Annotated in this window: 8 protein-coding genes and 2 tRNA genes; 3 read left to right on the top strand and 7 right to left on the bottom strand. The window is 74.1% G+C overall.

Annotated elements, in window-relative coordinates; genetic code table 11:
* Positions 1–262: 262 nt before the first annotated feature.
* Positions 263–336: transfer RNA gene (locus tag AD017_RS20245), tRNA-Gly, on the bottom strand.
* Positions 337–485: 149 nt separating this feature from the next.
* Between AD017_RS20245 and AD017_RS20240 the strand changes: the two genes are divergently transcribed.
* Complete coding sequence (locus tag AD017_RS20240; RefSeq protein WP_227012794.1) at positions 486–1,037, top strand: sigma-70 family RNA polymerase sigma factor; 552 nt, start codon at positions 486–488, stop codon at positions 1,035–1,037.
* Positions 1,034–1,702, top strand: coding sequence for an anti-sigma factor (locus tag AD017_RS20235; protein WP_010228088.1), 669 nt, complete (start codon positions 1,034–1,036; stop codon positions 1,700–1,702). The genes AD017_RS20240 and AD017_RS20235 overlap by 4 nt, the downstream gene beginning before the upstream one ends.
* Here the strand turns inward: AD017_RS20235 and AD017_RS20230 are convergent.
* The 6 genes from AD017_RS20230 to AD017_RS20205 form a co-directional block, all read right to left on the bottom strand.
* Positions 1,695–2,864 carry an FtsW/RodA/SpoVE family cell cycle protein gene (locus AD017_RS20230; protein ID WP_060575138.1) on the bottom strand — a complete coding sequence of 390 codons (1,170 nt, stop codon included), beginning with the start codon at positions 2,862–2,864 and terminating at the stop codon, positions 1,695–1,697. The genes AD017_RS20235 and AD017_RS20230 overlap by 8 nt on opposite strands.
* A 73-nt stretch (positions 2,865–2,937) precedes the next feature.
* Positions 2,938–3,525, bottom strand: a complete 588-nt coding sequence (locus AD017_RS20225; RefSeq protein WP_145982551.1) for a class F sortase — start codon at positions 3,523–3,525, stop codon at positions 2,938–2,940.
* A 16-nt stretch (positions 3,526–3,541) separates the two neighbouring features.
* Positions 3,542–4,240: a CHRD domain-containing protein gene (locus tag AD017_RS20220; protein ID WP_010228095.1), complete on the bottom strand. Its 699-nt coding sequence runs from the start codon at positions 4,238–4,240 to the stop codon at positions 3,542–3,544.
* A 73-nt stretch (positions 4,241–4,313) separates the two neighbouring features.
* Positions 4,314–5,237, bottom strand: coding sequence for a hypothetical protein (locus AD017_RS20215; RefSeq protein ID WP_060575136.1), 924 nt, complete (start codon positions 5,235–5,237; stop codon positions 4,314–4,316).
* A gap of 22 nt (positions 5,238–5,259) precedes the next feature.
* On the bottom strand, positions 5,260–6,984 hold the full coding sequence (locus tag AD017_RS20210; protein ID WP_082398830.1) for a sulfite reductase flavoprotein subunit alpha: 1,725 nt from the start codon (positions 6,982–6,984) through the stop codon (positions 5,260–5,262).
* Entirely contained in the window at positions 6,981–12,266 is a 5,286-nt protein-coding gene (locus AD017_RS20205; protein WP_227013341.1) for a glutamate synthase-related protein, read from the bottom strand. Before AD017_RS20205 ends, AD017_RS20210 begins: the two co-directional genes overlap by 4 nt.
* A 165-nt stretch (positions 12,267–12,431) precedes the next feature.
* Here AD017_RS20205 and AD017_RS20200 point away from each other — a divergent pair.
* Positions 12,432–12,505 (top strand) — tRNA-Pro (locus tag AD017_RS20200).
* Positions 12,506–12,645: the final 140 nt, after the last annotated feature.

Below are 12,645 nucleotides of genomic sequence, written 5' to 3'. Positions count from 1 at the left end.
TCCGCCCTTCCCGGTACAGCGCAAGCGAGCGACGCCCTGATGCGGTCCCGGCAACGTGTAGTCGAGCTCAGTACAGGGCGGAGAAGGTGTGCCGCTCATGATCAAGGCGGGATCGTCACATCGCCGTTGCTGCTGGCGGGGATGCCTCCCGGAGACCGAGCCTCCTGCCATGCAGGCAACGCCAGGACCGACTCGCACCACGCCTTATGTACGAAGTCTGTCTCAAGATCAGAGCTGATCAGCGTCTCCGCTGGTCAGATGGTGGAGCGGGCGACGGGAATCGAACCCGCGTAGCCAGTTTGGAAGACTGGGGCTCTACCATTGAGCTACGCCCGCATGCCCGATCGTGTCGATCGGACATCCACGAGCCTATCCCACACCGAACCCGTGAACACCCCCGCCCCCGGGTACGTACCCACCCCGGACAGGGGACGTTCAGGAGGTTCCGGACACCGATGACGGCGCGCAGACGCGGCTTGCGGTCCGTGGGCGGAGGGGCTGTCGCCCCACCCCCGGACCCCGGGCTCGACACCGAGGCCGGGCTCCGCGCCGCGTACGGCGCCCACGGCCCCGAGATCTACCGGTACGCCCTGCGCCAGCTCGGCGACGACGGCGGCGCACAGGAGGCTGTCCAGGAGGTCTTCCTCCGCGCCTGGCGCCGGGCCGACGCGTTCGACCCGTCGGTGGCGAGCCTGCGGGTCTGGCTGTTCGCGATCGCCCGTAACGTCGTCATCGACGAGATCCGCCGGCTGACGGTACGACCCTGGCGCCGGCAGCTCACCGACGAGCCGGAGTCCGGCAGGGACTCGATCGGCCCCGCCGACGACGCGCTGGTGGACACCTGGCTGGTCGAGGAGGCGTTGCGGCGGCTGCGGCCCGAGCACCGGCAGGCGATCGTGGAGGCGTACCTGCGCGGCCGTCCACACGCGGAGATCGCGGCGGAGGCCGGGGTCCCGGTCGGGACGATCCGCAGCCGGGTGTTCTACGGCTTGAAAGCACTGCGACTGGCGATGGACGAGATGGGGGTGGAACCGTGACTCCGGACGAGCACCGGGCACTGCGTGAGTCGCTGGGGGACCACGCGATCGGACGTCTGCCACGCGACGAGGCCGCCGCGGTGGCGGCCCATCTGGACGGCTGCGCCGAGTGCCGGGCCGAGCTGGCGGAGATCTCGTCGGTCCTGCCCGCACTGGGCCGGGTCGATCCCGCGCAGCTGGACCGGGCGCCCGCTCCCCCACCGGACCTGGGCGACCGCATCGTGGCGGCCGCCCGCGCCGAGGGGCGCGAGCCCGGTACGAGGAAGCGTCCACGCTGGCTCCCGGTCGCGTCTGCGGCGGCGGTCGCGATCCTGGTCGGTGGCGCGGTCGGGTACGCGGTCGGCGACCACGACGGGATCCCCCGCGAGCCGGTGGCGGTCCAGGCGATGGATCCGGCGGTCGAGGCCACCGCGGTCGCGATCCCGCACACGTGGGGCGTGGAGATCGTGCTGGACGCCGACGGGTTCCGGTCGGGTTCGACGTACCGCGTCGTCGTCGAGGCGTCGGACGGCCGCGAGGTCGGGGCGGGCGAGTTCATCGGGACGGGCGAGAACCCGATGGTCTGCAACCTGAACTCGTCGGTGCTCCGCTCCGACGCGTCCGGCTTCCGGGTGGTCGACACCGGTGGGGCGACGGTGCTGCGCGGGGACCTGCGGTCTACCTGATCCGGCGGGCGGCGTTGGCGACCAGCCCCAGCAGGAACAGGGTGCTGACCAGCGCCGTGCCGCCCGCCGAGACCAGCGGCAGCTGCTGCCCGGTCACCGGGAGCAGCCCGACGACGTAGCCGACGTTCATCACCGCCTGCACGACCACCCAGGTGGCGGTCGCTGCCGTCACCAGCCGCAGGAACGGGTCCCTCGTGCGGGCCGCGACGCGCAGGCCCACCCAGGCCAGCACCGCGTACAGCCCGAGCACGGCGATCCCGCCGAGCAGTCCGAGCTCCTCCCCGATCACCGCGAAGACGAAGTCGTTCGCGGCGTTGGGCAGGTAGTCCCACTTGGCGCGGCCCTGGCCGAGGCCGGTGCCGAACAGTCCGCCGTCGGCCAGTGAGAGCAGCGCCTGGCGGGACTGGTAGCCGGCGCCGAGCTCGTCGCCGGAGCCGAGGAACGTGGTCAGCCGTTCGCGCCGGTAGCCGGCGGTGAGCCCGAGGACGGTGGCCCCGAGGACGGCACCGCCGGACAGCGCGGCGATCAGTCCCAGTGGCGCCCCGGCGAAGAACAGCAGCGCGACGAGGACCACGCCGAGCGCGACCGTCGTGCTCAGCGCCGGCTGGAGCATCAGCAGCGCCGCGACGATCATCACCACCGGGACCAGCGGGAGGACGGCGTAGCGGGCGTGCCGCACGGCCCTGCCCCGCAACGCGAGCACGTGCGCGCCCCACAGCAGCAGCACGACCTTGACCGCCTCGCCGGGCTGCACGGTGAACCCGCCGACCGAGATCCATCTGCGGGCGCCGCCGCGGACCTCACCGATGCCGGGCACCAGCACCAGCACGAGCGCGACGACGCAGGCGAGCAGCAACAACGGCGTCCACGCCCGCAGCACCGACGGCCGCAGGGTCATCCCGGCCGCGAACGCGGCGACGCCCGCCAGCAGGAAGATCAGGTGCCGGACGAAGACGGTGAGCACCATCCCGTCCGCGACGGTCCGTCCACCGGCCGACGCCGACAGGACCATCACGACGCCGACCAGCAGGAGCATCCCGGTCACGGCCAGGACGACGTGCAGCGGCGGGACCTTCCCGAGCCGGGACACTCCGGACACGAGCGAGGACCACGCGGACCGGCGGTCCGGCCCGGACGGCGTCCTCGCTCGCGGCACGGTCACCCGTCCAGTGTCCGCCAGGGCCGGACCCCGGGGCGGTAACCGGACATCTCGGCGCGTCCTGCAACGGCGGTCGTCAGGCGGCGCGGGCGTGCACGACGAGGTTGTCGAGGTAGCTGCGCTCACCGCGGTCGAACTCGCCGGCACAGGTGACGAGCCGGAGCACGTCCTCCGGCGCGGCCCCGAAGACCTCGAAGGTCGGGAACTCGTCCTTCGGGACCTGCCGGGTGTACTCGACGGCGTACCGGCCCGTCGTACCGTCGCTGCGGCCGACCTCGATCACGTCCCCGGCCGCCAGGTCGCGGAGGTCGAAGAAGACGGCGGGCCCGTCGCGGGAGTCGACGTGTCCCATGAGGACGGCCGGGCCGGGGTTGCCGCCGCGGTCGAACCAGCCGACGCGGTCGTAGTCCTGCGGCACCTCGGCCGTGCCCTCCCCGGTCACGCCGAGCCGGACCAGCGACGGCTCGTCGAGCCCGATCGCCGGGATCCGGACCGACGTCGGCACGACCTCACCCGGTGCCGCGACGACCGGCGCCTGGGTGATCGGGCCGGCCGGCCGCTCCGGGGCCGCCGGACCGTCCACACCGGCCCCGGCGCAGCCGGTGAGGAGCAGGACCACCAGCACGACGACGCCCGGGAGCACCAGGGCTCCCGGGCGTCGCACGCGGTCGGGCACGGTGTCAGCCCTGCGCACGGCTCCGGCGGACCAGGACGACGCCGGCACCGGCGGCCGCGACGAGTCCCGCGGCACCGAGGGTGTAGGCCACGGTGTCGTTCGAGGAGGCACCGCCGGCACCGGTCTCGACGCCGCCCATCGGGACCTCGGTCAGCTGGCCGCGCACGGCACCGGCCGAGTACTCGGCGGTGTGGGTGTCCCCGAAGAACGCCGACGGGTCGGCCTCGATCTGCGCGAGCGAGAAGCCGGTGCCGGTGTCCTGGCCGTCACGCTCCAGACCGGTGGTGAAGGGGCCCTGCAGGCAGCCGGACGACGTCCGGACGTCACCGTCACCGGTCGGGTCCGGGAACGCCAGGCGCGGCGGGCCCGCCGCACCGGCGGCGGCCTCGTGGATGTGCGTGGCGGTCTTCGCCGGGCTCTCGTACTCCCCGGTCACGCCGCGCAGGGTGATGTCGTAGCAGATGATCTCGTCGTCGCTGTTGAGCCGGAAGTTGAACTCGCCGGACGCGCCCGGCTCACCCGGGACGGCGGCGTTGTCGTTGTTGATGATCGTGTCCGGCGACGCGGCCACGGTGTACATGCTGGTGAAGCTGCTCGGCTCGGGGACCTCGGTCTCCTGGGCGAACGCGACACCCGCGGTCGCGGCGAAGGCGAGTGCGCCTGCGGCGGTCACGGCGGCGAGACGGGGGAGGGTACGGCGCATCGGGGCGTCCTTTCCGGGTGATTCATCCTCGATGCCCGTCTCTACGGACGGCGTGGTGACCGCGTTCACCCGTTCACCCGGTCGGTCGGCCGCGACCTCCGAAGCCGCGTCCTCCGAAGCCGCGACCTCCGAAGATGTCGGCGACCATCCGCTCCCAGGCCGTCACCGCGCTCACCGGCGGCAGCCCGAGCTGGCCGAGCAGGGCGAGGCAGCGGCCGTCGTCGCCGGTCAGCAGTACCGTCGACATCGGACCGTGCGGCCCGTGCGTCCGGACGACGCGTGCGGCGTCGACGTCGGCCGGGCCGAAGGCGAACTGGGCCGGCCCCGAGACGACGCCGACGACGTCGCCGGTCTCGACGTGGTCCACCCACCCGACCGACGCCTGCAGGCAGCCCCGGTTCGGGACGGCCATGCCGACCGGGACGCCCTGCTCGCACAACAGGCACAGCAGCTCGACGACGGGGAGGAACCCGCCGACCGGGAACGCCGGGCGGGCGATCCGGTCGAGCAGCTCGCCGTCGTCGGCGAGGATCGCGTCGAGCAGGCCGATCTGGTCCAGCTCGTCGGGATCGGGGAGCTCCGGCGGCACCGCCTCGGTCCGCTCCGCCCGCGGGGCCAGCGCCATCACGTCGAGCACCATCGGAGCGGGTTCGGAGACCAGGTGCGCGCGGTGCACGGCGGTGCCGTCGGCGTCGAACATCCACAGTCCGGCGGGCTCGCGGGCGTCGTCGTCGGCGTCGGTGCGGACCAGGGCGGCGACCGCGGACCGGGCCAGCCGGACGGTGACCCGGTCGGTGCGCACCGCGAACGCCTCACCGGTGAAGCTCGGCTCGGCGTAGGCGGCGAGGTCGCTGATCAGGGCGCTGCCGTTCGCGGTGGTCGCGACGACCTCGTCGAGCAGCGGGAGGTGCCGGGCCAGCGAGTCGGGATCGAGGTCGAGCCGGGTGCCGACACGGTGCGCGAGCAGCGCGTCGAGCTCGGTGCGGGGCAGGGTCACGGGGTGCTCCGGATCGGTAGTGTCAGTACACGTCACGCAGGTAGCGCTTCTCCCGCTTGAGGTCCGCGACGAACGCCGCGGCCCCGTCGGCGTCGGTGCCGCCGTGCTCGGCGACGGCCGCGTGCAGCGCGGCGTCGACGTCGCGGGCCATCCGCGTCGCGTCCCCGCACACGTAGAGGTGCGCGCCCTGCGCCAGCCAGGCGTGCAGCCGCGCGCCGTGCTCGCGCATGCGGGTCTGGACGTAGACCTTCTCGGCCTGGTCGCGGGAGAACGCCAGGTCGAGATGGGTGAGCAGGCCGGATCCGGCCCACTCCGTCAGCTCGGTCTCGTAGAGGAAGTCGTGCTCGCGGTGCCGGTCGCCGAACAGCAGCCAGTTGCGGCCGGTGGCGCCGCGGGCCTCGCGTTCCTGGAGGAACGCACGGAACGGCGCGATGCCCGTCCCCGGGCCGACCATGATCATGTCGACGTCGTCGGCGGGTGGCCGGAACGTGGTGTTCGGTTGCAGGAAGACGCCGGTCGTGTCGCCGGTGGTGAGCCGGTCCGCGAGGTGGGTGGAGCAGACCCCGCCGGTGGCGCGGTCCCCGCAGGAGTAGCGGACGCTCGCGACCGTCAGGTGGATCCGGTCCGGTGACACGAGCGGGCTCGACGAGATCGAGTAGGCCCGGTGCTGCAGCGGGCGGAGCAGCCCGAGGAACTCCTCGACCTCCAGGCGGAGCCGGGCGCGGCGCAGGAGCTCCAGCAGGTCACGGCCCCACAGGTAGGCGTCGCGGGTGCCGCGGTCGCCGAGTGCGGCCCGCATCTCGTCGTCGGCGGTCCGCTCGGCCAGCACGGCGAGCAGGTCCTTCGACGGCGTCACGATCTCGTGGGCGTGGGTGAGCGCCTCGTGCAGCGGACGGTCGCCGGCGGCGGTGTCACGGTCGTGGCCGAGGTGCTCGATCAGCGCCTCGACCAGCTCGGGATCGTTGGCGGGCAGCACGTTGAGCGCGTCGCCTGCGGCGTAGGTGATCCCGGAGTCGGCGAGGGCCAGCTCGTGGTGGCGGATCTCCTTGTCCGACCCGGGCCCGGACAGCCGCACACTGTGCGCGAGGACGGCGGCGAACGGGTTCCGGCGGTCCCATGTGGACTTCTCGTCCGGGGTCCGCGCGGCGGCGGACCCGGCCGCACCGCCCGCGAAGGTCTCGACCACGGCTGCCTGCCACTGCCCGGCCTGGTCCTCCCACATGACGTCGCAGTCGACGCGCTCCAGCGCCCGGGTCGCCCCGAGCGCCTCCAGCCGGGCGTCGATCAGCCGGCCCGCGGCGCAGAAGTCGTCGTAGGCGGTGTCGCCGAGCGCGCAGACGGCGAACGTCGTCGACCCCAGCCGCGGGGCGTCGTCGGATTCGATCAGCTGCCGGAACAGGTCGGCGTCGTCCGGCATCTCGCCGTCGCCGTAGGTGGAGCAGACGACGACCACGCGCTCCATCGCGGCGAGCGCGTCGGCGGTGACCTGGTCGAGCTCGACCGGCTCGGCGGGCGCACCGGCCGCCGTCAGCTGCCCCGCGACGGTCTCGGCGATCGACTCGGCGTTGCCGGTCTCGGTGCCGTAGAGGACGTGCACCGGCGGGTGCGCGGCGTCCGCGCCGGGCGTCGCCGGCCGCGCCGCGGACCGGGCGCCCGCCAGGTAGCCGGACAGCCAGATCCGCTGCTCGGAGGTGAAGGGCGCGTCGGCCGCGATGTCCAGGCCGGTCAGGATCGGGTCGGCGGTCACGGCGTGCCCACCAGGTCCGGGGCGGCCTCGGCGGCGAACAGCTCCTCGAAGCCGGGGATGCGGCCGAGGCGTTCGGTGTTCGCCCGGTCCTGGGCGATGATCCAGCCGAACGTGCCGGGGCTGTCGGTGCCGTAGACGTCGCGGCGGGCCAGTGCCGCCTTGAGGTCGCCGACCCGCTTGTGCGACACGAGGACGGCGAGCTCGTCGTCGGGGTAGCCCGCCAGCGCCTCGCGGGCGTAGCGGGTCAGCCGGGCGCGGACGGCGTGGTCCTCGGTGAGCAGCAGGTTCCGGGCGTCCGCCCCGCGCCGCCGGGCGACGTCCTCGGCGACGGTCTGCACGGTCAGCGCGTTGAGCAGCGCGTACATCTGCTCGGTGGCGCCGTCCGGGACGATCCCGTGGGCGACCGGGACGCCGTCGCGGGCGGCGACCTTGTGCCGGCGCAGCTGGTGCGCCGCGAGCGCCTCGGCCAGCTCGTCGACGAGCTCGGCGCGGGTGCGGGCGGCGAGGATCGCGTCGGCGTCCTGGTAGAGCCGCAGCGCCCGCGGGGTCGCGACGACGACGTGCGCCCGCTCGCGCTCCCACCCGTCGAGCAGCCGGCGGGCGAGCGGCGAGCCGGTGGCGTCGTGGTGCCGGGTGAGCAGCTGCCGGACGGCGACGTCGTGGAAGCCGTCGACCGCGGCGACGTCGACCGAGTCGGTGCTGAACCGCGCGGTGCCCGCCGGGTCGTACTGGTAGAGGAACCCGCCGGACATGCCGTTGCCGAGCCCGACGCCGGACGCGCCGAGGTTCAGCACCGCGCCGCCGGTCATGTACTCGCAGCCGAAGTCGCCGACCCCCTCGACGACGGCGCTCGCCCCAGAGTTGCGGACGGCGAACCGGTCCCCCGCCTCGCCCTGCACGAACAGCCGTCCGCCGGTGGCGCCGAACAGCGCGAAGTTGCCGATCAGCACGTTGCCGCCGGGACCGGTGCCACCGCCGCCGGGCGAGCGGACGGCGATCGTCCCGCCGCAGGCGGCCTTGCCGACGCCGTCGTTCGCGGTGCCGGTGTGCTCCAGCGAGAGGCCGTCGTTGCACAGCAGGCCGTAGGACTGCCCGGCGGCACCACGGGTCCGGATACGCGCCCACGCCTCGGGGAGGAAGCGGCGGCCGCGGTCGTCGGCGAGCGCCGGGCCGGGGACCCGCTCGTGGTTCAGCATGCGTTCGACGTCGACGGACAGCCGCCCGCCCACCGAGCGGTGCCGGTTGCCGAGCTCGCCGCCGTCGACGTCCACACCGGACGCGCCGGCGGCCAGCGCGGCCCGGACGCGGGCCGACCAGTCCTCGTCGTGGTCGTGGTCCGTGCCGACCCGCACCGGGTCGGCGACCTGCCCGGCGGTGACCCGGTGCAGCACCCGGCGCAGGTCGAGCCGCGCCACGATCGCCGGGTGCCGGACGAGGTGCAGCAGGTCGGAGCGGCCGCGCGCCTCGCGCAGGCTGCGCAGGCCGAGCCCGGCGAGGATCTCGCGGACCTCGTGCGCGACGTCGAGCAGGTACTGGGCCAGCGCGCGCGGGTCGCCGTCGAACGCCTCGGCGTTGGTCGTGATCCCGGCCGGGCACTTGACGTTGCAGTTCTTCGCCATGACGCAGCGCAGCATCATCAGCGCGGTCGTCCCGAACTCGAAGCCGTCGGCGCCGAGCAGTGCGGACACGACGACGTCGCCGCCGGTCTGGTGCGCGCCGGAGCACCGCACCTCGACGGCGTCGCGCAGGCCGTGCGCGGACAGCGCCTGGTGCACCTCGGCGACGCCGAGCTCGGCGGACCGGCCGGCGAACTTCAGGCTGGTGACGGCGGCGGCACCGGTCCCGCCGGTGCTCCCGGCGACGTTGATGACGTGCGCACCGGCCTTGGCGACGCCGACCGCGATCGTGCCGATCCCCTCCGACGACACCAGCTTGACGACGACCTTCACCCGCGCCGCCGTGCAGTCGTGGATGAGCTGGGCCAGGTCCTCGATCGAGTAGGTGTCGTGGTGCGGCGGCGGGGAGACGAGCTCGACGCCCGGCGTCGCACCGCGGGCGGCGGCGATGTCGACGGTGACCTTCGGCCCGGGCAGCTGGCCGCCCTCCCCCGGCTTCGCCCCCTGCGCGATCTTGATCTCGATCTGCTCGAGCATCGGGTCGGCGAGGTAGCCCGCCCAGACGCCGAACCGGCCGGACGCGAACTGCTTGATCCGGGAGCCGCGGATCGTCCCGAACCGGGAGCGGGCCTCGCCGCCCTCGCCGCAGTTGGACAGGCCGCCGACCATGTTCGTGCCGTGCGCGACGGCCTCGTGCGCACCGGCGACGAGCGCGCCGTGGCTCATCGCGCCGGACGCGAGCACCCGGGTGACCTCGTGGGCCGGGGCGACGGTGTCGAGCGCGACCGGCTCCGGGGCCGGCACCAGCAGGTCGAGCCAGGCGCGGGCCGCACCGCGGGCGGTGCAGCGCAGCACGTTCCCCGCCTGCTGCTCGACGTCGACGTCCGTGCCGAAGCGGTCCCGCAGATAGCGGGCGAGGGCCGCGGGGTCATCGTCGGTCTCCAGCGTCGCGCCGTCGACGCGCAGCCCGCGGACGGCGACGCACACGTTGCCGTCCGGGTCGGCCCGGTCGAGCACCTCGGGGCCGTGGCGCAGGTCGAGCGGCAACCCGAGCACGTCGCGCAGCGCGGACGGCCGCTGCTCCCGTTCGGTGTGCAGGGTGCGCACGAAGTCCCGGTAGCCCGGGGTGATCGTGAAGTCGTCGATCTCGGCGTCGGTGAGCGCACGCAGCCCGGTGTGGGTGTAGGCCTCGTCGTGCAGGCCGAACGCGTCGTGCAGCCCGGTGAGCGGGAGCAGCCGCAGCGACGGCTCGACCGGCGTCGCGGTCAGCCCGGTCGCCTCGTCGGTCAGGCCGGCGAAGGCGCGGACGGCGGCGACGCCGTAGGAGTGCCCGGCGCCGTCGGACCGTTCCTTGAACAACCCGAGCTGCGGGACGTCGTCGGCGCCGGTGACGGCGAGCGCGCGGGCGTGCCAGTCCGCCGTGGACCGTTCGATGGCGGCGAACCCGACGCCGCCGACCGGCGAGTCCAGGTCGGGGAACCAGCGGCGCAGGACCGGGTCGTCGGTGTCGAGGTAGGCCGGCTCGAAGAACCGGCCGCCGACGTAGCTGCCTGCGGTGCACAGCCCGATCCGCGCCATCGTCTTGAGCAGGGACTTCTCCGCGGCCTTCCGGAACCGGCCGAACGCGGCGCCGGCGTCGGCGCCGAACCGCTCCTCGGCGCGCAGCCGCACCGCGTGCGGGTGCACGGCCGACGCCCCGAACCCCAGCACGACGGCGAGGTGGTGCGCCGAGCACACCTGCCCGGTCGCGACGACCAGCGACACCGACGGGCCGCGCCCGGCCTCGGTCAGCGCACGGTGCACCGCGGCGGCGGCGAGCACCGCCGGGACCGGCGCGAGCGTGGTGCCGACGGCGCGGTCGTCGAGCAGGGCGACGCCGCCGCCGTCGCGGGCGAAGGCGACGACGTCGGCGCAGAGCCGCTCGATCGCCCCCTCCAGGTCGCCGGGGGTGTGGAGCAGCGGGAACTCCGCGACGGGCACCCGGTCCTGGCCGCGCAGCCGGTCGAGGTCGCCGGCGTCCAGGACCGGCGAGCCGAGCACGATCCGGTGCGTGCCGCCGTCGCCGGGGCCGGTCGGACGGGCACCGAGCGCGATGCGCAGCGTCATCCCGTCGGCCTCGCGGATCGGGTCCAGCGGCGGGTTCGTGACCTGCGCGAACCGCTGGGTGAAGAACCGTGCGACGCCACCCTCGCGGTCGGTGAGGGCGTTGATCGCGTTGCCGTAGCCCATCGCGGAGATCCGCTCGGCGCCGCTGTCGAGCATCGGGTCCATGAGGTAGCGGAAGGCCTCCTGGTCGAGGCCGTACGCGACGTAGCGCTGGTGCAGGCCCAGCGACGCGTCCGGGACGGCGACCGGCGCGGCCGCGACCAGGCCGTCCAGCGTCGTGCGGGCCCGCTCCAGCAGGGCCGGGTAGTCGGCCCGCGCGGCGAGGCGCTCCAGCGTCTGCGCGGTGTCGAAGCTGCGCTGCTCGGTGGCGCTCCACCACAGCATCCCGCCGGCCTCGATCCGGCCGCGGCGCACGACCCGGTCGGCGGGCAGGTCGAACTGGCCCGCCTCGGACGACACGGTCAGGTACTCGTCGGTCTCGCAGGTCCGCAGCGGACGCAGGCCCAGCCGGTCCAGCCGGGCGCCGATGACGTCGCCGTCGGAGAAGACGATCGCGGCCGGCCCGTCGTTGCACTCCTCCGCGAGCGAGAAGTACTCCAGCATCGCCCGCACCGGCCCGGCCATCGAGCGGTCGTTCTCCCAGGCCGGCGGCATCATCGAGACGACGGCGGCGACGAGGTCGAGCCCGTCCTCGGCGACGCGGCCGTGCAGCGTCTGGTCGAACCGCGCGCTGTCGGACTGTCCCGGCGGCCGGACGATGCGACGGCCGCGGGCCCGGGCCAGCGCGTCGTCGGCGATCCGGTTCTTGCGGTCGGTGTTGAGTTCGCCGTTGTGCGCGATCAGCCGGAACGGCTGCGCCATCGTCGGGTGCGGGTCGGTGTTGGTGGAGAAGCGGGTGTGGAAGTAGAGGCTCCGGACCTCGTGCGCCGGGTCGCGCAGGTCGGTGAACCAGCGCAGCACCTCCCACGAGTTCAACCGTCCCTTGAGGACCTGGGTGCGGGTGGACAGGCTCAGTGGGTACAGGCCCGCGAGGTCCGGCTCGGTGTACGCCGTCGCCTCGACGCCGAGCAGGCAGCGGTGCGTCAGCCGCTCCGGCTCGGCTGCGTCCGCGGGCACCGTGAAGATCCACTGCCGGATCGGGAGCTGCGCGGCGACCGCCGCCGGCCGCAGGGCGGACGGGTCGGTCGGGACGTCCCGCACGGCGAGGACCGTGCAGCCGTCGTCCTCCAGCACCCTCGTGACCAGCTTCTCCGCCGCCGCGGCCCGGTCGGGGTCGGCGGGGAGGAAGAAGTTGCCGACGCCGAACCGGCCCGGCTCCAGCTCGCGTCCGGCGAGCGCGGAGAAGAACCGGACCGAGAGATCGACCGAGACGCCGCCACCGTCGCCGACGCCCTCCGCGGACATGCCGCCGCGGTGCGGGACCGCGCACAGGGCACGATGGGCGTGGACGAGGACGTCGTGGGTCTGCACCCCGTCCTTCCGGACGATCAACCCGACACCGCAGCTGCTGTGCTCTGCGGCCGGGTCGTGCAGCCCCGTGGGGCGGGACGGCGATCTCAAGCGGCGCTCCTCCATGATTTAGGGAAGGCTTACCTTAGGAACGCGGTCGCGGGTCGATCAACGGCTCGGCGCTGTCACGCGGGACACACCGCCCTGCACCTGGCACGCGCGGCGGGGGTGACGTCGCCGCGGTGCAACGACGGGGCGGGGCTAGACTGCGCGGGACGGGGTGTGGCGCAGCTTGGTAGCGCACTCGCTTTGGGAGCGAGGGGCCGTGGGTTCAAATCCCGCCACCCCGACAAACAGCAGGTCAGAGCCTCATTGGAGGCTCAGACTAGCAATTCCGAGAGGCTGGCACCCCCTCGCCTCGCTCCATACGCGATGGCCGGTTCCCGACTCAGCCGGTCGTCCCTCTCGGTCCGGCCCGGCGTGCGCTACC

Source organism: Pseudonocardia sp. EC080619-01, from assembly GCF_001420995.1.
Classification (GTDB): Bacteria; Actinomycetota; Actinomycetes; order Mycobacteriales; family Pseudonocardiaceae; genus Pseudonocardia.
This window is presented reverse-complemented; position numbering and strand designations above follow the sequence as displayed.

Excerpts from the sequence above, each read along its gene's own strand:
- AD017_RS20220 (WP_010228095.1), bottom strand. The coding sequence starts at position 4,240 with ATGCGCCGTACCCTCCCCCGTCTCGCCGCCGTGACCGCCGCAGGCGCA.